This is a genomic window from Puniceibacterium antarcticum (assembly GCF_002760615.1).
In the GTDB taxonomy this organism is placed as follows: Bacteria; Pseudomonadota; Alphaproteobacteria; order Rhodobacterales; family Rhodobacteraceae; genus Puniceibacterium; species Puniceibacterium antarcticum.
On the sequence record NZ_AWWI01000126.1, the window covers coordinates 36,617 to 56,023 of the forward strand.

Annotated in this window: 19 protein-coding genes; 11 read left to right on the forward strand and 8 right to left on the reverse strand. The window is 60.6% G+C overall.

All coding sequences use genetic code 11. The annotated features are described in order from the left end of the window. Positions 1-81: 81 nt before the first annotated feature. Both P775_RS19450 and P775_RS19455 read right to left on the reverse strand, forming a co-directional pair. Entirely contained in the window at positions 82-1,227 is a 1,146-nt protein-coding gene (locus P775_RS19450) for an ROK family transcriptional regulator (RefSeq protein ID WP_099912593.1), read from the reverse strand. 106 nt (positions 1,228-1,333) lie between these two features. Then, the gene (locus P775_RS19455; protein ID WP_245875773.1) at positions 1,334-1,771 is read right to left on the reverse strand and encodes an RbsD/FucU family protein; all 438 of its coding nucleotides are present in this window, start codon (positions 1,769-1,771) and stop codon (positions 1,334-1,336) included. A 300-nt stretch (positions 1,772-2,071) separates the two neighbouring features. Between P775_RS19455 and P775_RS19460 the strand changes: the two genes are divergently transcribed. The 4 genes from P775_RS19460 to P775_RS19475 all read left to right on the forward strand — a co-directional run bounded on the left by P775_RS19460 (position 2,072) and on the right by P775_RS19475 (position 6,008). Continuing rightward, positions 2,072-3,106 carry a sugar ABC transporter substrate-binding protein gene (locus P775_RS19460; RefSeq protein ID WP_099912546.1) on the forward strand — a complete coding sequence of 345 codons (1,035 nt, stop codon included), beginning with the start codon at positions 2,072-2,074 and terminating at the stop codon, positions 3,104-3,106. A 113-nt stretch (positions 3,107-3,219) separates the two neighbouring features. Further along, entirely contained in the window at positions 3,220-4,308 is a 1,089-nt protein-coding gene (locus P775_RS19465) for an ABC transporter permease (protein ID WP_099912547.1), read from the forward strand. Then, positions 4,305-5,081, forward strand: coding sequence for an ATP-binding cassette domain-containing protein (locus tag P775_RS19470; protein ID WP_099912548.1), 777 nt, complete (start codon positions 4,305-4,307; stop codon positions 5,079-5,081). Before P775_RS19465 ends, P775_RS19470 begins: the two co-directional genes overlap by 4 nt. Before the next feature lie 171 nt (positions 5,082-5,252). Continuing rightward, the gene (locus P775_RS19475; RefSeq protein ID WP_099912549.1) at positions 5,253-6,008 is read left to right on the forward strand and encodes an NAD(P)-binding domain-containing protein; all 756 of its coding nucleotides are present in this window, start codon (positions 5,253-5,255) and stop codon (positions 6,006-6,008) included. A 4-nt stretch (positions 6,009-6,012) separates the two neighbouring features. Here the strand turns inward: P775_RS19475 and cueR are convergent, their stop codons facing one another. Next, a complete protein-coding gene (gene cueR / locus P775_RS19480; RefSeq protein ID WP_099912550.1) occupies positions 6,013-6,402 on the reverse strand; it encodes a Cu(I)-responsive transcriptional regulator in 390 nt (129 codons plus the stop codon). A gap of 61 nt (positions 6,403-6,463) precedes the next feature. After that, entirely contained in the window at positions 6,464-6,925 is a 462-nt protein-coding gene (locus P775_RS19485; RefSeq protein ID WP_099912551.1) for a hypothetical protein, read from the reverse strand. A gap of 274 nt (positions 6,926-7,199) precedes the next feature. Between P775_RS19485 and P775_RS19490 the strand changes: the two genes are divergently transcribed. After that, a complete protein-coding gene (locus tag P775_RS19490) occupies positions 7,200-7,799 on the forward strand; it encodes a DedA family protein (protein WP_099912552.1) in 600 nt (199 codons plus the stop codon). 6 nt (positions 7,800-7,805) lie between these two features. Here P775_RS19490 and rlmN read toward each other — a convergent pair whose 3' ends face one another. Beyond that, positions 7,806-8,984 carry a dual-specificity RNA methyltransferase RlmN gene (rlmN, locus tag P775_RS19495; protein WP_099912553.1) on the reverse strand — a complete coding sequence of 393 codons (1,179 nt, stop codon included), beginning with the start codon at positions 8,982-8,984 and terminating at the stop codon, positions 7,806-7,808. 149 nt (positions 8,985-9,133) lie between these two features. Continuing rightward, positions 9,134-9,664, reverse strand: coding sequence for an invasion associated locus B family protein (locus P775_RS19500; RefSeq protein ID WP_180287509.1), 531 nt, complete (start codon positions 9,662-9,664; stop codon positions 9,134-9,136). 167 nt (positions 9,665-9,831) lie between these two features. Between P775_RS19500 and P775_RS19505 the strand changes: the two genes are divergently transcribed. Continuing rightward, positions 9,832-10,833 carry an asparaginase gene (locus tag P775_RS19505; RefSeq protein ID WP_099912554.1) on the forward strand — a complete coding sequence of 334 codons (1,002 nt, stop codon included), beginning with the start codon at positions 9,832-9,834 and terminating at the stop codon, positions 10,831-10,833. A gap of 80 nt (positions 10,834-10,913) precedes the next feature. Here the strand turns inward: P775_RS19505 and serB are convergent, their stop codons facing one another. Then, complete coding sequence (gene serB / locus P775_RS19510) at positions 10,914-11,783, reverse strand: phosphoserine phosphatase SerB (protein ID WP_099912595.1); 870 nt, start codon at positions 11,781-11,783, stop codon at positions 10,914-10,916. 158 nt (positions 11,784-11,941) lie between these two features. On the opposite strand from serB, the gene P775_RS19515 reads away from it, so the two are divergent. The 5 genes from P775_RS19515 to P775_RS19535 all read left to right on the forward strand — a co-directional run bounded on the left by P775_RS19515 (position 11,942) and on the right by P775_RS19535 (position 17,936). After that, positions 11,942-13,096: a phosphoserine transaminase gene (locus P775_RS19515; protein ID WP_099912555.1), complete on the forward strand. Its 1,155-nt coding sequence runs from the start codon at positions 11,942-11,944 to the stop codon at positions 13,094-13,096. 76 nt (positions 13,097-13,172) lie between these two features. Then, complete coding sequence (gene serA / locus P775_RS19520) at positions 13,173-14,768, forward strand: phosphoglycerate dehydrogenase (protein WP_099912556.1); 1,596 nt, start codon at positions 13,173-13,175, stop codon at positions 14,766-14,768. A 205-nt stretch (positions 14,769-14,973) separates the two neighbouring features. Continuing rightward, positions 14,974-15,696 carry a metallophosphoesterase family protein gene (locus tag P775_RS19525; protein WP_099912557.1) on the forward strand — a complete coding sequence of 241 codons (723 nt, stop codon included), beginning with the start codon at positions 14,974-14,976 and terminating at the stop codon, positions 15,694-15,696. Positions 15,697-15,925: 229 nt separating this feature from the next. After that, positions 15,926-16,360: a universal stress protein gene (locus P775_RS19530; RefSeq protein ID WP_099912558.1), complete on the forward strand. Its 435-nt coding sequence runs from the start codon at positions 15,926-15,928 to the stop codon at positions 16,358-16,360. 40 nt (positions 16,361-16,400) lie between these two features. Beyond that, positions 16,401-17,936 (forward strand): alanine/glycine:cation symporter family protein, encoded by a 1,536-nt coding sequence (locus P775_RS19535; protein WP_099912559.1) that lies wholly within the window; start codon positions 16,401-16,403, stop codon positions 17,934-17,936. A 76-nt stretch (positions 17,937-18,012) separates the two neighbouring features. On the opposite strand, the gene P775_RS19540 is transcribed toward P775_RS19535, so the two are convergent. Beyond that, a complete protein-coding gene (locus tag P775_RS19540) occupies positions 18,013-19,362 on the reverse strand; it encodes a uracil-xanthine permease family protein (RefSeq protein WP_099912560.1) in 1,350 nt (449 codons plus the stop codon). Positions 19,363-19,407 lie beyond the last annotated feature (45 nt).

Consider the following 19,407-nt stretch of genomic DNA (forward strand, 5'->3'; position numbering starts at 1 on the left):
GTTCGACACGTCGGGGGCTCTGATCGCAAAGCAAGGCCAGAGCCTGCCGACAAGCCATTGTTCTGGAATAAATAAACCGGTTCAGCTTTGTTTCAGAAAGGCCTGACCATCCACAAGGAAACGTTCCGACAGCGGCAGGCAGGCCGCGCCCAAGGATCGGGCCGAGGGGCCGACCGTGCCGGGGCGAACGTCGGGCGGGGTGATGCCTGCCATGTTGATACGGATCAGGGCGCGGCGCACCTCTTTGACCAGATTCTCGCGGACTGCGCCAGGGATCCAGCCGTCGATCATCACCAACTCGAAATCGATGATCGAGGCCGCAGCTGCAATCGCATGGGCAATCCCATCTGCCGCCCCTTTGATCCAGGGATCCAGAATGTCCTGTTCCACCGACCACAGCTCCGGATCGCCCCAAAGGCCAGTTGTCGGCAGGCCCGCCGCTTCCATCCTCTTTTCGATTCCGGACAGGGATGCGACGTCGATCAACTGCAATGGCTCCTGCCCGCCGGGGACAGGCATCGATCCAAGCGCCCCGGCATTTCCCGAACGGCCATTGTACAACGTCCCGTTCAGCACCAGCCCGCCGCCGATGAAGTAGCCGACGTAGAAATACAGAAAGTCCCGTGGCGCATCCTGTGCGCCAAAGACCAGTTCGGCCCCGCAAGCGCTTGAGGCGTCGTTCTGCATGTAAACTGGATAGGGCACCTGTGCCGCGAGCTCGGCCTTGATGTCGTAGTTCTTCCAGGACGCCATCTTTGCCGGCTCAATCCCGATCAGCCGCGCCCAGTTCCACATCTCGAACGGCATCGCGATGCCTAGGCCGGCAATCCGCGCCTTCTGTTCGGGCTCGAGTGGATCCGTCAGTTTGTGTATGGCATCGACCGCGAACCGGACCGTGTCTTCGGGGCGGGGATAGGCATGGGTGCGCTGAACACGGCCGTGCACCCGACCCAGGAAATCGATCAGCACCAGTTCCTCGTTCCGCCGCCCGATCTTTATTCCAAGGAAATAGGCACCTTCCGGGTTCAGGTGCATCGGCACCAGTGGCTGGCCAACCTTGCCGCGCACCGGGTCACCTTTGGCCAGCAACCCGTCCTCCTCCAGAGCGCGCATGATGACAGAGACGGTTTGCGCCGACAGCCCGGTCGCGCGGGCAATATCGGCCTTTGCCATCGGACCCCTTTGTCGAATAAGCGACAAGACCAGCCGTTCGTTATGCGCGCGCATGCCCGACTGATTCGAGCCGCGCATCACATAATCTTCGGCCTTCAGCCGATCTGGGACAGGGATCTGAAGCTCGGTCACGGGGGTCCGTTCTGTTGACTGCAACACATTATGACGGGTCGGTAGGGTCGATAAACCCTTTGCGCAATATGACATTCGCAAAAAGCGCGGTTTCGCTGGTCGCGACGATTGTATGGGCCGAGCGGATCCGGGGATAAAGGTCCGCACCCGAGAGGGGCTCTATCCTGAAACCCGGTGCCAGCCGCGCGCTGGCCGCATCGATGCGGTCATGGAAAGCCCCCCGTTGTGCCGGATCGTTGTTCAGTGCGGCGCGAAAGATCGCGACCGGCGGCGTTCTGTCCAGGGGCATGACCTGCAGAATCGCCTCGAACAGCGCCATTATTCCATGACCATCCGCCCGGATCAGCCGACGAGCATGTTCTTGCGCGGGATAATTTCCGTCCACGAGCGCGATTTCGTCTCCATGCCCCATGGAGCGGAGCGTGAACAGAAGCTCAGGACCCAATATCGCTGGAATGCCGATCAACAAGAGTTTTCTCCCCTCAAAAATAATGCTGCTGACATTTCGGAGGACTACGGAGCGTTCAGGTGTGCCCGACAATGCGCATCCCGTTTTCCGCCCTCTATTTTCATGCCGCCTGTCATGATGACATTGGCAAAATATTGTCGCGGCAGGGATGGTCTGTCAATGATAAATAAGAGTGATTTATTTATTGACAGGCGGGGGCGATTCCGTGTTTGTTAAGTATAGAGGGCAGGCTAGGGAGGTTGCCCCGACCCCGCCGGGCCTATTGGCCTGAATTTCATGACTTGGGAGGAGACCCTGATGAAAACGACATTTACCAAAACCGCTCTGCTTTGCATGACCGCCGCCGGTTTTGTGAGCCTGGCCAGTGGTGCTAACGCCGCCGCGCATTCGGTCAGCGCCTGCCTGATCACCAAGACCGACATCAACCCGTTTTTCGTCAAGATGAAAGAGGGTGCCGAGGCCAAGGCCGAAGAGCTGGGCATTACACTGAACTCTTATGCCGGCAAGATCGACGGCGACGTCGAGACACAGATCGCCGCAGTTGAAACCTGCATCGCGGCCGGCGCCAAGGGCATCCTTATCACCCCGTCCGACGGTGCGGCGCTGATGCCGATCATCACGCAGGCCCGCGAAGCCGGCGCACTGGTCATCGCGCTCGACACGCCGTTCGAGCCTGCAACCGTGGCCGATGCCACCTTTGCGACAGACAACTTCAAGGCCGGTGTTCTGATCGGTGAATGGGCCGCCGCCAAGATGGGCGACACGTCGAACGCCAAGATCGCGATGCTCGACCTCAACCCATCCGAAGTGTCGGTCGATTACCTGCGCAACAACGGCTTTCTTCAGGGCTTTGGCGTGGACATCAAGGACCCGACTGATATCGGTGACGAAGACGACGCCCGCATCGTCGGCAATGACGTCACCAACGGCAACGAAGAAGGTGGCCGCACGGCGATGGAAAACCTGATGCAGATGGATAGCGGCATCAACGTGGTCTACACCATCAACGAACCTGCCGCTGCCGGTGCCTATGAGGCGCTGAAATCCTTTGGCATGGAAGATCAGGCGCTGATCGTGTCGGTCGACGGTGGCTGCCCCGGTGTGCAGAACGTCAAGGAAGGCGTGATCGGCGCGACCTCCATGCAGTTCCCGCTGTTGATGGCCTCCATGGGGATCGAGGCGATTGCCGCCTTTGCCGCCGACGGCACCAAGCCGCAGAATACCGAAGGGCTGGATTTCTTCAATACCGGCGTCGAGCTGGTGACAGACGAGCCGGTCGAGGGCATCCCCTCGATCACCTCTGACGAAGCGCTGGAAAAGTGCTGGGGCTGAAACCCGGCTACCTTCCGGGAAGGGGCCGCGCGCCCCTTCCCTCTCCCACCCCTCTCACAAAGCTTTGACCTGACAGTCCGGTTCAGCCACGCTGACTCGGAGGAGGAGAGATCATGACAGACACAACACAGACCCCGAAAAAGGGGCAGGACTTCGAAAGTGCGCTGGATAAAAGCGACAAGAACGTCGCAGCATTCGAGCGAAAGAGCAAAGGAATGGTCGACGGGCTTCAGCACCTGTTGCACCTCAATCCGACGCTGGTGCCTGTCATGGTTCTCGTCGCTTCGGTGCTGATCTTCAGCCTGCCGATGGTGACGGACGGCAAGTTCATGACGATGTTCAACCTGTCGCTGGTGATGCAGCAGGTGTCGATCATCGGCATTCTGGCCGCGGCGCAGTCGCTGATCATCCTGACGGCGGGAATCGACCTGTCAGTCGGGGCGCTGATGATCTTTTCCGCCGTTGTCATGGGTCTTCTGGGTGTGAACCTAGGCGTGCCGACCTTTATCTCTCTGATCGCGGGCTTTGTCGTGGCCATCGGCGGCGGGTTGATGAACGGGCTGTTTGTCACGCGGGTGAAACTACCTCCGTTCATCGTGACGCTGGGCACCTGGTACATCTTTTTGTCGATCCTGCGCCTGCTGACCGGGTCGCAGTCGATCCGCAGTCAGGACATCGACGCCGAAGCCGCCGCGCTCAAGATCTTTGGCAGCTACATTTCGATTGGTTCGGCGCGCATCACATTCGGCGTGATTCTGATGATCGTGGTCTTTGCGGTGCTCTGGTATTTCCTGAACAAGACCGCCTGGGGCCGCCATGTCTATGCCATTGGCGATGACAAGGAAGCCGCCGAACTGGCCGGGATCAAGACCGACCGCACGCTGCTGACCGTCTACATGGCCGCCGGTGCCGTGGTCGGTGTCGCCGCCTGGGCGTCGATTGGCCGGGTCGGGTCGATCTCGCCCAATGCTTTTGCCGAGGCGAACCTGCAAAGCATCACCGCCGTGGTGATCGGGGGCATCTCGCTTTTCGGTGGGCGTGGTTCGATCCTGGGGCCGCTGTTCGGTGCGCTTATCGTCGGGATCTTTGAAAGCGGTCTGCGCCTCGCCGGGCTGGACGTGCAGTGGCAGGTCTTTGCCATCGGCTGGCTTATCATCCTTGCCGTCGCCATCGACCAGTGGATCAGAAAGGTTTCAGCATGACACAACCCATCATCAAAGCCCGTGGACTGGTCAAACGCTATGGCCGTGTGACCGCCCTCAACCAAGCCGATTTCGATCTGATGCCCGGAGAAATCCTGGCGGTGATCGGGGACAACGGCGCCGGTAAATCCTCGCTGATCAAGGCGATCTCGGGCGCGGTGCAGATCGACGAGGGCAGCATCGAGCTTGACGGCAAGCCGATCAACTTTCGCACACCGCTGGATGCGCGCAATGCGGGGATCGAAACGGTCTATCAGACCCTCGCCCTGTCGCCCGCCCTGTCCATCGTCGACAACATGTTTGTGGGCCGCGAGATCCGCAAACAGGGCATCATGGGCAAATATTTCAAGATGCTCGACAACAAGGAAATGGCGCGCATCGCCCGCGAAAAGCTGAACGATCTGGGGCTGATGACAATTCAGAACATCAATCAGGCGGTCGAAACCCTGTCCGGTGGTCAGCGTCAGGGCATCTCGGTCGCGCGTGCGGCGGCTTTTGGGTCCAAGGTCATCATTCTGGACGAACCCACCGCCGCGCTGGGGGTCAAGGAAAGCCGCAAGGTGCTTGAGCTGATTCAGGAGGTGCGGTCGCGTGGGATTCCGATCGTGCTGATCAGCCACAACATGCCGCATGTGTTCGAGGTGGCAGACCGCATTCACGTTCACCGTCTGGGCAGCCGTCTGTGCGTGATCGACCCCAAGGACCATTCCATGTCCGACGCGGTGGCCTACATGACCGGCGCCAAGGTGCCGGATCAGGTGGAAATGGCCTGAGGCCAGACGGCTAGGGGACTGCGCGCTCTTTTAAATATTACAACGGTATCGAGTGACAGAGAGGCACCCGCGCACCAGATGCGCGGGTGTTTACGTTTGGCCCCGGTCCGGGGTGCATCCTACGGACAGATCGGTCACACTGCGCCGATCTGGACCCAAGGAGAGTGCCCCATGCCCCGTATCGGATTTATCGGAACCGGCCATATCGCCGCCCCCATGGCCCGCGCCCTTGCCCGCGACGGCCACGCGGTCACCGTGTCCGAACGCAGTGCTGAGACGGCCGCCGAACTGGCTGCAGCCGGTCTGGGCATTTCCGTCGCGCCGAACGCCGATGTCGTCACCCAAAGCGATGTCGTCTTTCTCTGCCTGCGCCCCACGGTCTGGGCGGATGTGATTCCGACCCTGCCGTGGCGCGCCGATCAGCAGGTGATTTCGGTCATGGCGGGGGGGGCTTTGGCAGACATTGCCAAGGCCTGCGCGCCCGTAACGGACCTGTCGGTCACGATCCCCTATGGCTTTATCGAAAACGGCGGCTGCCCGCTGCCGGTGGCCGGCGATCCCGCGGCCCTGACGGCGCTGTTCGGCGCGGCGGATCCGATCCTGCCGCAACGGGACGAGGCTGCATTGACGGATCATTTCGCCGCCTCGACCATGACCACCGCCGCGCTTTGCCTGCTTGAGGGTGCGAGCCGCTGGCTGGCTGAGCAGACCGATGATGCCGATCAGGCCGAGGTCTATGTTTCCAACCTTGTCGCGGGGTTTCTGCAGAACCTAGAGCGGGACCGCGCCGGGCGCATGGCGGATGCGCGCGAGGCTTTGGCGACGCCAAACACCCTGAACCTGCAGATGGTCGAGGGGATGAGGAATGCAGGCGCCTTTGACGCGCTGCCAGAGGTGCTGGACAGGATTGCCGCCAGCATGCGCTGATCCCTCAGACCTCGGCAGAGAGGTCTTTGAGGATGGGGCAATCGGGCCGGTTGTCCCCGGCGCAGCAGTGCACCAGCTCGGACAGTGTATCGCGCATCGTCTGAAGCTGGGCGATCTTGTCGTCGATATGACCCAAATGTTCCTGCGCGACCTGTTTCACATCCGCGCTGGCCCGACCCTCATCGGCATAAAGCGCCATCAGAGTGCGGCAATCCTCGATCGTGAATCCCAGGGTGCGGGCGCGGCTGAGAAAGGCAAGCTTGTGCAGATCCTGATCACGAAAGGCGCGGTACCCGTTGGGGTCGCGCAATGGTTTGATCAGGCCGATCTCTTCGTAATAGCGGATCGTCTTGGGTGGCAGGCCGGCGCGTTTCGCAACCTCTCCGATGTTCATGGCAGTCTCCTGGCTGGTCCTCAGACATAAAGGTTCCCACGACAGGAAGGTCAAGGCCCGTTTACACCGGGCGCATCGCCTCGTGCAGGCGACAGCGGCTTTCTTCGCAAAGCAGCGGCAGACCCAGACGCGATGCGGCCAGAATCAGCGGCAAGATCCCCGCAGGCGAGACAAGGAAACTGGCATCAAGATAGGCCACATCGCGGTCCTGTTCCGTCGCGGTCAGAACAAAGCGGGCAAAGGCGGCCTCATCCTCGCTCAGCCGACAGACTTCGGAGGGAAGCACGCTGAGCGCGCGCCAGCCGTGACGGCGCAGCAGGCGCTGAACATCCTCAAACGCCGCGAGGCAATTGCGGGCACGATTCGACCCGAGCACGGCACACAACCCGTTCCAGACCTGCGCCTGACCGGCCTCGCCTTCCCGCCAGAGCCGCAGCATCAGGACAAGCCGCGATTCGGCAAGGCGCAGGTCGGACAGGGCCAGCGGGCGGGCGTCGGACGGGGTGAAAAAGGCGTGTTTCATACGGCATTCCACAGCAAGGAGATGCCCGAGTTTTGCCGCGACGGGGCCAATCTGTCAATCCTGATAAATTCACTTAGGTATAAATCCGCCACGCTGACGGTGCGGTTGACATGATCTGCGGCCCGAAGCCTGTGGGAACCGTGGAGGGCGACGCAACGTTGATCCACAATACCAAACGCTCTGGACTGCAGTCTGGCACCGCTTGCTCAATGATTGGTAAACGGCCCGTTGCCCGGGACGATCAAAGTCACTTTCACCCGATTGGAGCCTGCCCATGTTCGACGTCATCACCAATTGGCTTGCCTCTATGGGCAGCCTTGGCGTCGCACTGCTGATGTTTCTGGAAAACGTCTTTCCGCCGATCCCTTCGGAACTGGTGATGCCCTTTGCGGGCTACCTGGCGGCCACCGGCGAACTCAGCTTTGCCGCCGTCGTCCTGCTGGGCACGATCGGCTCTGTGGCGGGGGCGACGCTGTGGTATTGGGTCGGGCTCTGGGCAAACGAGACACGGTTGCGCCGCTTCATCGACGCCTATGGAAAATGGCTCACCCTCTCGAACCAGGATCTGGACCGCGCGCTCGACTGGTTTCGCCGCCATGGCGCGGCTGCGGTGTTCTTTGGGCGGATGGTGCCGGGGATGCGCACGCTGATCTCTGTCCCCGCGGGTCTGACGCGTATGCCGATCACGCCATTCCTGCTCTACACCGCTCTGGGCAGCTTTCTCTGGACCACGTTTCTGGCACTGGCCGGATACCTTTTGCGCGGCCAGTTCGACCGTGTGGCGACCTGGATGAACCCGGTCACCAACGCGCTGCTGCTTCTGCTTCTGGCCGCCTATCTCTGGCGGGTCCTGCGCGGCCTGAAGCGGGGCTGAGCCCCCTCAGCCCTGAGCGGTTTCCGCAGCGATCTGCGCGCGCGACTTGCGTGCACGTTCGGTCGCAGATTTCAGCTGACCACAGGCGGCCATGATATCCTCGCCGCGCGGGGTGCGGATCGGGCTGGCATAGCCGGCATGATAAAGGATGTCGGCAAAGGCGTGGATGCGGTTGCCCGAGGAGCGTTCGTACGGTGCACCCGGCCATTCGTTGAACGGGATCAGGTTGATCTTGGCCGGAATCCCCTCGATCAGCTTGACCAGCCGACGGGCATCCTCGTCCGAATCGTTCACACCCTTGAGCATCACGTATTCAAAGGTGATCCGCTCGGAATTCGAAACCTTGGGGTATTCGCGCAGGGCGCTCAGCAGCGTCTCGATGTTCCAGCGCTTGTTGATCGGCACCAGCTTGTCGCGCACCTCGTCCGTGGTGGCGTGAAAGGACACCGCCAGCAGACAGCCAATTTCCTGCGCGGTCTTGGCAATTTCGGGCACCACACCGCTGGTCGACAGGGTGATGCGGCGACGGCTCAGGGAAATCCCCTCGGGGTCCATGGCGATCTTCATGCCGTCGCGCACGTTGTCAAAGTTGTAGAGCGGCTCGCCCATCCCCATCAGCACAATGTTGGACAGCAGGCGCGTCTCGTTCTTGGGCGCGCCCTGCTCGGGCCATTCGCCCAGATCGTCCCGCGCCAGCATGATCTGGCCGACGATTTCACCTGCCGTCAGATTGCGCACCAGCTTTTGCGTACCAGTGTGGCAGAACGAACAGGTCAGCGTGCACCCCACCTGCGAGGAAATGCACAGGGTGCCGCGATCCTCTTCGGGGATATAGACCACCTCGACCTCATGACCGCCGGCGATCCGCACCAGATATTTGCGCGTCCCGTCCGAGGACACCTGCTTCGAGACGATCTCGGGCAGGGAGATGATAAAATTCTCGGCCAGCTTGGCGCGGAAGTCCTTGGCAAGGTTGGTCATCGATTCGAAATCGCGCACACCCCAGTGATAGACCCACTGCCAGACCTGATTGACCCGCATCTTGATCTGCTTTTCGGGCGTGCCGATGGCGCGCAGCGCCTCAGCCATGGCAGGCCGCGTCAGCCCGACAAGGTTCACAGGCCCCTCCGCCATCTTGCGGGGGATCGTCATCACGTCCTGGGTAATCGGCACCGAAGCAGACATCGCACATCATCCTAAGTCAGAAGAGCGTCTCATACAGGATTCGCCCGGGATTGCCAAAAGCAAAAAGATCGGCACCCTTGGCACCGATCCCCTGCTTCTCATCTTTCAAATACGCCGGGGGTATTGGGGCCGTGCACCCATGCGGCAGATCAGCTTGAACAGCGCTTTTCTGCATCCCCTACAGCGGCAGTAAAGCCCAGCAACGAGAACGTATCCTTGGTCTGCGTCCCGCGACCAGACCGTGCTGTCAGCGTTGTATCAGAGCCGCGCTTCATCGCGGCAATCAGTTTCGCATCATCTGCCGGAGTAGCAGGCCAAGCCCAATCACCCTCGGTGAAGAGTTCGAACTCAGTGCCGCCCACATTCACGTTCACAGTCGATCCGTCCGCGAACGGATAACCGCCTGTAAAGGCGACCTGTCCCGCCACATTGGCCCCAGGACGATAGAATACCATCAGCAAGATCTCGCCCCGCGTCACCGCAACAACGCGTCCGTCCTTGGTGTTCACGCTTTCTTTGTAGGTAGTCACCGCCCAGCATTCGCGCGGATCATTGCCCTCGAACACCGACCAGTCGGTCATCGCGTCCACGCGGTTCGTGCTCGCGTTCTGCGCAATCGCCGTCCCGGCAACCAGTACCAGCGCGGCCCCAGCGATCATGCGGCCCAAAAATGATGTCATACGCGCAGCCTCCAGCTGTCTACAGCCTCAATATCCATGGTTGCGCCCTTGGTGGTCCGGCTTATGCTGCCACGCAACCGTTTTTGTCTCGACGGGCAGAGGTTAGCCTGAAATACGGGCTGCGTGAAAGCCCCGTTGGCAGATAATCGCTTGTTTGTGAGGACCAGATGACCCCCATGCCCGCCCCCCTTGCCGAAATCTGGCGTGGACCCTTCGCAGAAAGCCTGCACTTCGGTCACGCGGTGATCTGCGGAGCCGATGGTGAGATCACAGATTGCTGGGGTGATCCGCAGGCTGTGGTACTGCCGCGCAGTTCGGCCAAGATGATCCAGGCGCTGCCACTGGTCACCTCCGGCGCCGCCGATTCGCGTGGACTCAGCGAACGCCAGCTCGCGCTGGCATGTGCTTCGCATCAGGGCGCGACGATCCATGTGGAGGCGGTCCAGAATTGGCTCCGGGACCTCGGCCTGACCGACACCGATCTGCGCTGCGGCCCCGAAATGACCCGCGACAGGGATCTGGCACGCGAGATGATCAAGAATGACGACACGCCCTGCCAGTGGCATAATAACTGCTCGGGCAAACATTCCGGCTTTCTGACACTCAACCAGCATCTTGGAGGTGGGCCAGAATATGTGCAGCCGGACCACCCGGTGCAGCAGGCCTGCCTTGATTCTTTTGAGACAGTGACGGCGCAATCCAGCCCTGGCTATGGCATTGATGGTTGCTCGGCCCCCAACTTTGCTACGACGATGCACGGTATGGCCCGGGCCATGTCCTTTTTTGCTACGGCGCATGACCGGTCCGACAGCCTCAGCAGGGCTGCGGCCCGGCTGGCGGCTGCGATGTATGCGTTTCCCGAAATGGTCGCGGGCGAGGGGCGGGCCTGCACCCTGCTGATGCGCGCCGCCAAGGAGCCGGTGGCCCTAAAGACTGGCGCGGAGGGGTATTTTATTGCAATCCTTCCAAAGCGTGGGCTTGGGGTAGCGCTTAAGGTGCAGGACGGGGCAACCCGCGCTTCTGAATGTGCCATTGCGGCCTTGTTGGTGCGCATGGGCGTTGTGGAGGCGCAGGATCCGTCTGTGGTGCAGTTCCTAAACCCGGACATCGTAAATCGCCGGGGCATCGTCACAGGGCAGATTCGTCCCGCCGCCGATCTGATGCATTGACCGAAGAGATGGCACGCCAAGAGTTTTACTCAAAACTCTTGGCAAAACTTTTCTGGAAAGTTTTGTGTTTGCGCCGATGGTCAGGTCACAAAATCGGATCTGGCATATCCTTGCAGGAACAGCAGCGCCGTTAGATCCCCATGGTTCACGCGCACAGCACATTGTGCCTGAACGGAGGGCTTGGCATGCAGCGCTACACCTGTTCCGGCGCGGCCCAACATACCCAAATCATTTGCGCCATCTCCCGCAGCGATCACATCGGCCTCGGTGATGCCAAGTTGCGCCGTAATCTCCTCCAGCGCCCGCACTTTGGCTTCGCGGCCCAGGATAGGCTGCTCGACAGCCCCGGTCAGAACACCGCCTGCAGCCATCAACGTGTTGGCCCGGTGTTCGTCAAACCCCAATCGGCTGGCAATCGCTCTGGTAAAGGCCGTGAATCCGCCCGACACCAGCGCTGTATATGCGCCCCGTGCCTTCATTGTGGCCAGCAGCTCAGCGCCTCCGGGCATCAGCGTGATTCGCGTCTCAAGTACATCCTCAATCACGCTTTCGGACAGGCCTTTCAGCAGGCCTACCCGCTCGGTCAGCGCGCCTTCAAAATCCAGTTCGCCGTTCATTGCGCGTGCTGTGATGTCGCGCACCTGTGCGCCGACACCGGCTACCTCAGCGAGCTCATCAATGCACTCCTGCTGAATCATCGTACTGTCCATATCGGCCAGAAGCATCTTCTTGGTACGACCCTTTGAGGGCTGCACCACCAGATCCACGGACAAATCCTGCAGATCCTGCCAAACATCCCACAAATTTACCGGCATTTCGCCAAGGCCGAACTCCGCCGCCTCGTCTGGAGCGAGCCAGACTGCATCCCCGCCGCCCCAAGCGTTGCGCAGTGAATCGATCAGGGCGGGGTCCAGCGCACCTGGGCGCGCGATGAGAGTGACTGTGAACATGGGCATGTTTCCGATCGTAGCCGTCGCGCGTCGCGAATTCCATATGATGCGGCGCAATACCGTCATTTATGGGATTGTGGAACCGCGAATTGGCCCTTAGACGCGTCGATGGGACACCCTTCCCCAACGAAGGGCGCTTATCTGGAAGGATAGCACAAATGGCTATTGAACACCCGGCAACGCGGCCGGCCAACCCGCGTTTCTCTTCTGGCCCCTGCGCCAAAATCCCCACATTCTCGCTCGACCTGCTTGCTGACGCGCCTCTGGGCCGCTCGCACCGGGCCGCTGTCGGCAAGGCCAAGCTCAAGGCGGCCATCGACGGCACACGCGAGATCCTGAACATTCCCGCCGATTACCGCATCGGCATCGTGCCTGCCTCGGACACCGGCGCGGTCGAGATGGCCATGTGGTCGATGCTCGGCGCCCGCCCCGCGACCATGGTCGCCTGGGAAAGCTTTGGCGCGGGCTGGGTCACCGACGTGGTCAAGCAGCTCAAGATCGAAGCCGAGGTCAAGACCGCCGATTACGGTCAGATCGTCGATATGGCCGCTGTGGATTACGACACTGATGTCGTCTTTACCTGGAACGGCACCACCTCGGGCGTGCGCATGCCGCATGGCGACATGATCCCCGCCGACCGCGCGGGTCTGACCATCTGCGACGCCACCTCGGCCGCGTTTGCGCAGGACCTGCCCTGGGACAAGCTCGACGTGACCACCTTCTCCTGGCAGAAGGTTCTGGGCGGCGAAGCGGCGCACGGCATCATCGTCCTGTCGCCCCGCGCGGTCGAACGGCTCGAAAGCTACACCCCCGCCTGGCCCCTGCCCAAGATCTTCCGTATGACCAAAGGCGGCAAGCTGATCGAAGGCATCTTTGTCGGTGAGACCATCAACACGCCGTCGATGCTCGCGGTCGAGGATTACCTCGTCGCTCTGGACTGGGCACGCTCGGTCGGTGGTCTGAACGGGCTCATGGCCCGCGCCGATGCCAATGCACAGGCGATCTGGGATTTCTGCGCCGCCAACGACTGGATCGCGAATCTGGCCGAGCAGGATGCGACCCGCTCGAACACCTCCGTCTGCCTCAAGTTCACCGATGCGCGCATCACCGATGGCGCCATCTTTGCCAAGGCCGTTGCCAAGCGGCTTGAAGCCGAAGGCGTGGCACTGGACATCGGCGCCTATCGCGATGCACCTGCCGGTCTGCGGATCTGGTGCGGTGGCACGGTGGAAACGGCGGACATTCAGGCGCTTCTGCCCTGGCTTGACTGGGCGTTCCACGCCGAGATCGAAAAGCTGGCCCAAGCCGCCTGATCCAGAATTTTCTGCGAAAATTCTTGGGCCCCGCGTGTGGCCCAAGCCTTTCCCTGTTTTTTGAAGGACCATCACCATGGCCCCCCGCGTACTCATCTCTGACGAACTTTCCGAAGCCGCCGTACAGATCTTCCGTGATCGCGGCATCGACGTCGATTTCCAGCCCGATCTGGGCAAGGACAAGGACAAGCTGGCCGAAGTCATCGGCCAGTATGACGGCCTTGCCATCCGTTCGGCCACCAAGGTCACGGAAAAGATCCTTGCCGCCGCGACCAACCTGAAGGTCATCGGCCGCGCCGGGATCGGTGTCGACAACGTCGACCGTGACGCCGCCTCTAAAAAGGGTGTGATCGTCATGAACACGCCTTTCGGCAACATGATCACCACCGCCGAACATGCCATCGCGATGATGTTCGCCGTGGCCCGCCAGATCCCCGAGGCTTCTGCCTCGACCCATGCCGGCAAATGGGAAAAGTCCAAGTTCATGGGCGTCGAGCTGACCGGCAAGACGCTGGGCGTGATCGGTGCCGGCAACATCGGTGGCATCGTCTGCGACCGGGCCCGTGGCCTCAAGATGAAAGTGGCCGCCTATGACCCCTTCCTCAGCCAGGAAAAAGCCGACAAGATGGGCGTCGAAAAGGTCGAGCTGGATGAACTGCTCGCCCGCGCCGATTTCATCACGCTGCACGTGCCGCTGACCGAAACGACCAAGAACATCCTGAGCCGCGAGAACCTTGAAAAGACCAAGACTGGCGTGCGCATCATCAACTGTGCCCGTGGCGGTCTGGTCGACGAACAGGCGCTGGCGGATCTGCTGACCTCTGGCCATGTGGCTGGCGCGGCCTTTGACGTCTTCGCGCAGGAACCGGCCAAGGAAAATGCACTGTTCAACCTGCCCAACGTGGTCTGCACGCCGCACCTTGGCGCCGCGACCAGTGAAGCACAGGAAAACGTCGCCCTGCAGGTCGCCGAGCAGATGTCGGATTACCTTCTGACCGGCGCCGTGACCAACGCGCTCAACATGCCGTCGGTGACCGCAGAAGAGGCCAAGGTCATGGGCCCCTGGATCAAGCTGGCCGATCATTTGGGCAGCTTCATCGGGCAGATGACGGATGAGCCGATCAAGGCGATCAACATCCTGTATGATGGCACCGTGTCCGAAATGAACCTTGCGGCCCTGAACTGTTCGGTGATTGCTGGCATCATGAAGCGCGCCAATCCGGATGTGAACATGGTTTCTGCCCCGGTCATCGCGGCAGAACGCGGTGTGAAGATTTCGACCACCAATCAGGCCAAGTCGGGCGCCTTTGACGGGTATATCAAGGTTACCGTTGTGACTGCGAAGCGCGAGCGTTCTGTTGCCGGTACGGTGTTCAGCGATGGCAAGCCGCGTTTCATCCAGATCAAGGGCATTAACATCGACGCTGAGGTCGGCGCGCACATGCTTTATACCACAAACGAAGACGTGCCGGGCATCATTGGTATGCTGGGCATGACCATGGGCGAGAATGGCGTGAACATTGCCAACTTCACCCTCGGCCGGTCCGCGGCAAAGGGTGAGGCGATCGCCCTGCTTTACGTCGATGATGTGGTGCCTGCGAGTGTGATCGGCAAGCTGGAAAAGACCGGCCTGTTCCAGCAGGTCAAGCCTTTGGCCTTTGATGTTGCCTGACTGGGCAGATTTCTGAGCAGACAAGTGAATGGGGCGCGCCTAAGGATCGGTGCGCCCCTTTGAATTTGGTCGCTCGACGTCACCCGGCGAAGCGTGCTTCCCCAAGTCTTCTTGATTGTTGAACAGGTTCCGTTTCTCTTGGGGCTGCAATGGAATAGGTTTCTCACAAACAGAATTTTTCACATCCAGATCTTAGAGGACTCACATGACTCCGATCTTTGCCATAGGTGATATACACGGACAGATTTCTGAACTTGATGCCGCACTTGCACGGATCGAGGCGGATGCAGGCAGTACTTCTCCGACCGTCTTCCTTGGCGACTTGGTGGATCGCGGGTCTGAAAGCCGCGCGGTGTTGCAGACGATGATCGACGGAAAGGCGGCGGGACGTCCATGGATCACGCTCATGGGCAATCATGATCGATACATGCGCAATTTCCTGAACGGATCGGGCCTTCAGCCCTCCGAAAATCTGGAATGGCTTGACCCGCGTATAGGAGGGGCGGCCACGCTTGCGTCTTACGGGGTTGATGCTGACACGCGCCGGAGCGTGGAAGATATCCGCGCTGATGCACGTTCCGCTGTCCCACAGAGCCACGTTGATTTCCTGGATCATCTGACGCTGATGCATGTGACGCCGGATCAGATCTTTGCCCATGCGGGCATCCGGCCTGGTGTGCCGCTGGATCAGCAGATCGAACATGACCTGATCTGGATACGGGATGGATTTCTGGAACATAATGAGGATTTTGGTCGCCTGGTGGTACATGGGCATACGGCGCTGCAGGCACCCAGACACCATGGCAACCGGCTGAACCTGGACAGCGGTGCCGGGTATGGCCGTCCGCTGACCGCAGCCTTGATCAATGGACGAGAGGCATGGGTGCTTACTGACAATGGTCGACTGCCGCTGCTGCCTGAACAGTGATCGGTTGCAAGGTACGCTGACGCCGCCGTTTGTGGCCGAATCCGCAGAATAAGCGACCGACCCCGACGCGTATTTGCCCAAGACGCGGGCGATACGTCACCCGCTGTGCATTTTCGCTCGCCGGGGAGAGTTTATTGCTCAGGCGCTGCTTTTTTGCACAACAAATTTGGATTTCTGGTTACCCTTCCCTTTACGCCCTCAGAAGGCGTGTCAAAACAAGGAGGTTACAATGTCCGGAAAAATCGTCGTCGGTTACGACGGCAGCGCCGCAGGGCGGCGTGCGCTCGACTTTGCGCTGGCCCGCGCCAAGGCACAGGGAGCCAGCGTTCTCATCGCCCATGTGCTCGAATGGTCGCCCTATTCCTTTCTGACACCGGATGAGCTGGAAGAGCGTCACGTTCGCCGCAAGGAAGAGATGGCCCGCGCCGAAAGCGCCGTCATCGCGCCGATGCTGGAAAAGATCGCCGATTCCGGGGTCGAGATTGAGACCGTGATCAAATACGGCAAGATCGCCGAGAAACTGACCGAAATCGCCAAAGAGGTCGGCGCCATGCAGCTGGTCGTGGGCCGGGACGGTGAAAGTTCGCTGGCCGCCCGTGTGTTTGGGTCGACCGCCGGCACGCTTGTCCAGATCGCGACCGTTCCGACCACAATCGTGCCCTAAGTCACGAGTTGAAACATAAAAAACAAACAGGGATACACACATGAAGACCTACATCCGTGCCGCGATGGCGGCGTATCTTCTCATGGCGGGGGCTACCTCTGCGCAGGGAATCGACGCCACGATCAACCAGGCCTTTGCTGACTATACCGGCTGGTATGTCAGCTTTATTTTTGCGCCCATCCCGGGCACGACCTTTTCATGGATCGCCATGTGGCTGGTCGTCGCCGCGGTGATCTTTACCCTCTACTTCGGCTTCATCCAGTTCAAAGGCTTTGTGCATTCGATCAAGCTGGTCAAAGGCGACTATTCCGATCCCAACGATGCGGGCGAGGTCAGCCATTTTCAGGCGCTGGCAACCGCGCTGTCGGGCACTGTCGGTCTGGGCAATATCGCGGGCGTCGCGGTGGCCGTGGGCATTGGTGGCCCGGGCGCAACCTTCTGGATGGTCATTGCCGGCCTGTTCGGTATGGCGACCAAATTCACCGAATGCACGCTCGGCGTGAAATACCGCAATGAATACCCGGATGGCACCGTTTCGGGCGGCCCGATGTACTACATGGTCAAGGGATTCAAGGAACGCGGCCTGCCGGGCGGCGGCATCATGGCGGTCATCTTCTGCTTCTTCACCATCCTCGGCGCACTTGGCGGGGGCAACATGTTCCAGGCCAATCAGGCCCATGCGCAGATCGCCAACGTCTTTGGCGACTTCCCCGGCTACATCACCGGCACCGTTCTCGCGCTGATCACCTTTGCTGTGATCGTCGGTGGCCTCAAATCCATCGCGCGTGTGACCGAAAAGGTCGTGCCGTTCATGGGCATCTTCTACGTGGCGATCTCGCTGTTCATCCTGATGATGAACGCGGATCAGATCGGCTGGGCATTTGGCCAGATCTTCATGGGGGCCTTTACCGGTCTCGGCGTGCTGGGCGGCTTTACCGGCGCTCTGATCCAGGGGTTCCGGCGTGCTGCCTTCTCGAACGAGGCGGGCATCGGCTCTGCCGCCATCGCGCACTCGGCTGTCCGTACCAAGGAACCTGTGACCGAGGGCTATGTCGCCCTGCTTGAGCCGTTCATCGATACCGTGGTGATCTGCACCATGACCGCGCTTGTGATCGTCATCACCGGCGTTCTCAATCAGGACCCGGAAACCGGCCTCTATATCTGGAACGCCGAACTGGGCCGCATCCAGACCGATGGCGCCGTGTCGGGCGTCGCGCTGACCTCGGCCGCCTATGCGCGTGAATTCGCATGGTTCCCGGTGCTGCTGATGGTTGCGGTGGTGTTGTTCGCCTTCTCGACGATGATCTCGTGGAGCTACTACGGCCTCAAGGCCTGGACCTATCTGTTCGGTGAGGGCAAGACCAAGGAAGTGATCTTCAAGATGATCTTCTGCCTCTTCATCATCATCGGCGCCTCGGCCAACCTTGGCCCCGTCATCGACTTCTCGGATGCCATGCTGTTCTCGATGTCCATCGTGAACATCATAGCGCTCTATTTCCTGATGCCGATCGTCAAGGCCGAGCTGACCAGCTATGTGAAACGGCTGAAGTCGGGCGAAATCAAGAAGTTCGTCTGATCTCAATCGCGACATGACACAGAAAAAGGGCCGGGAATTTCCCGGCCCTTATGGTTTTGACGGCAGAAACCGGTGATCAGTCCAGCTCTTCCGGCAGCAGCAGGTTCAGCGCGATGGACAGGGTCGCGGCGGGCAGCAAGCCGCTGGTCAGCAGGATCTGCAGCGTGCCGGGCAGGTGTTGCAGGGCGGTCGGTTCCAGTTGCAGGCCCAGACCCACAGACAGCGACACGGCAAAGATCACCATGTTGCGCCGGTTCCAGTGCACATCCGACAGCATGTTCACGCCGGCCGCACAGACCATGCCGAACATCACGACAACGCCGCCGCCCAGCACGTTGATCGGAACAGTGGACACTGCCGCGCCGATCTTAGGCACCAATCCGCACAGGATCAGGAACACCGCGCCGATGGTCACCACATGGCGGCTCATCACGCCTGTCATCGAAATCAGCCCGACGTTCTGCGAAAAAGAGGTGTTGGGCAGCCCGCCGAACACGCCGGCAACCGCAGTCCCCAGACCGTCCGCAAAGGTCGCACCGGAAATCTCTTTATCCGTCGCCTCGCGGCCCGCGCCGCCCTTGGTGATGCCGGACACGTCGCCCACGGTCTCAATCGCCGAGATGACGGCCATGAAACACATGCCGATGATGATCGCGAAATTGAACTCGATCCCCCAGCGGAACGGGTTGGGCAAGGCAAAGCTTGCCGCGCGGCCCACATTGCCGAAATTGACCTGACCCATGGCCAGCGCCACCAGATACCCTGCGATCAGACCGACGAGAATGGCGGACACCGCCAGCAGACCTTTGGTAAAGAACTTGATCGCCAGCGTCACGGCGATCACCACCAGCGCCGGGAGCCACATGGCAAAGGTGCCGAATTCCGGCTTGCCCATCAGCGGCACACCGCCGGCGGAATACTGGATGCCGACCCGCACAAGCGCGAGGCCGATCATCAGCACGATCAGACCAGTGACCAGCGGCGGCAGGGCAAAGCGGAACTTGCCGATGACACTGCCAAGGCAAAAGTGGAACATGCCACCGATAACGATCCCCGTCATGAGGCCCGCCATACCCGCAACACCCTGACCGGTGACCGCCGGGATCATGATCGGCAGAAAGGCAAAGCTTGTCCCCTGCACGATGGGCAGGCGCGCACCGATCGGGCCCATGCCGATGGTCTGGAACAGGGTCGCGATACCCGCAAACAGCATCGACATCTGGATCATGTAGATCAGGTTCGGAAAATCCGGGCTGTTCGAGCCAAAGCCGAAACCGGCAGCACCCGCGACGATGATCGCCGGGGTCACGTTGCTGGCGAACATCGCCATCACATGCTGGATGCCCAAGGGCACGGCCTTGGCCAGCGGCGGGGTGTAGTTGGGGTCAGCGAGTTGCGCCGGCGTCCCAAGGCTTGTGTCTGCCATTTGTTGTCCCTTGTCGGTGAGGGTTGAGTGGAAACGCGCCTCTTG

Bases quoted from the DNA above. Each gene is read 5' to 3' on its own strand.
- P775_RS19450 (WP_099912593.1), bottom strand. From the start codon at position 1,227: ATGCGCGCGCATAACGAACGGCTGGTCTTGTCGCTTATTCGACAAAGG.
- P775_RS19460 (WP_099912546.1), top strand. From the start codon at position 2,072: ATGAAAACGACATTTACCAAAACCGCTCTGCTTTGCATGACCGCCGCC.
- P775_RS19465 (WP_099912547.1), top strand. From the start codon at position 3,220: ATGACAGACACAACACAGACCCCGAAAAAGGGGCAGGACTTCGAAAGT.
- P775_RS19470 (WP_099912548.1), top strand. From the start codon at position 4,305: ATGACACAACCCATCATCAAAGCCCGTGGACTGGTCAAACGCTATGGC.
- P775_RS19475 (WP_099912549.1), top strand. From the start codon at position 5,253: ATGCCCCGTATCGGATTTATCGGAACCGGCCATATCGCCGCCCCCATG.
- cueR (WP_099912550.1), bottom strand. From the start codon at position 6,402: ATGAACATCGGAGAGGTTGCGAAACGCGCCGGCCTGCCACCCAAGACG.
- P775_RS19485 (WP_099912551.1), bottom strand. From the start codon at position 6,925: ATGAAACACGCCTTTTTCACCCCGTCCGACGCCCGCCCGCTGGCCCTG.
- P775_RS19490 (WP_099912552.1), top strand. From the start codon at position 7,200: ATGTTCGACGTCATCACCAATTGGCTTGCCTCTATGGGCAGCCTTGGC.
- rlmN (WP_099912553.1), bottom strand. From the start codon at position 8,984: ATGTCTGCTTCGGTGCCGATTACCCAGGACGTGATGACGATCCCCCGC.
- P775_RS19500 (WP_180287509.1), bottom strand. From the start codon at position 9,664: ATGACATCATTTTTGGGCCGCATGATCGCTGGGGCCGCGCTGGTACTG.
- P775_RS19505 (WP_099912554.1), top strand. From the start codon at position 9,832: ATGACCCCCATGCCCGCCCCCCTTGCCGAAATCTGGCGTGGACCCTTC.
- serB (WP_099912595.1), bottom strand. From the start codon at position 11,783: ATGTTCACAGTCACTCTCATCGCGCGCCCAGGTGCGCTGGACCCCGCC.
- P775_RS19515 (WP_099912555.1), top strand. From the start codon at position 11,942: ATGGCTATTGAACACCCGGCAACGCGGCCGGCCAACCCGCGTTTCTCT.
- serA (WP_099912556.1), top strand. From the start codon at position 13,173: ATGGCCCCCCGCGTACTCATCTCTGACGAACTTTCCGAAGCCGCCGTA.
- P775_RS19525 (WP_099912557.1), top strand. From the start codon at position 14,974: ATGACTCCGATCTTTGCCATAGGTGATATACACGGACAGATTTCTGAA.
- P775_RS19530 (WP_099912558.1), top strand. From the start codon at position 15,926: ATGTCCGGAAAAATCGTCGTCGGTTACGACGGCAGCGCCGCAGGGCGG.
- P775_RS19535 (WP_099912559.1), top strand. From the start codon at position 16,401: ATGAAGACCTACATCCGTGCCGCGATGGCGGCGTATCTTCTCATGGCG.
- P775_RS19540 (WP_099912560.1), bottom strand. From the start codon at position 19,362: ATGGCAGACACAAGCCTTGGGACGCCGGCGCAACTCGCTGACCCCAAC.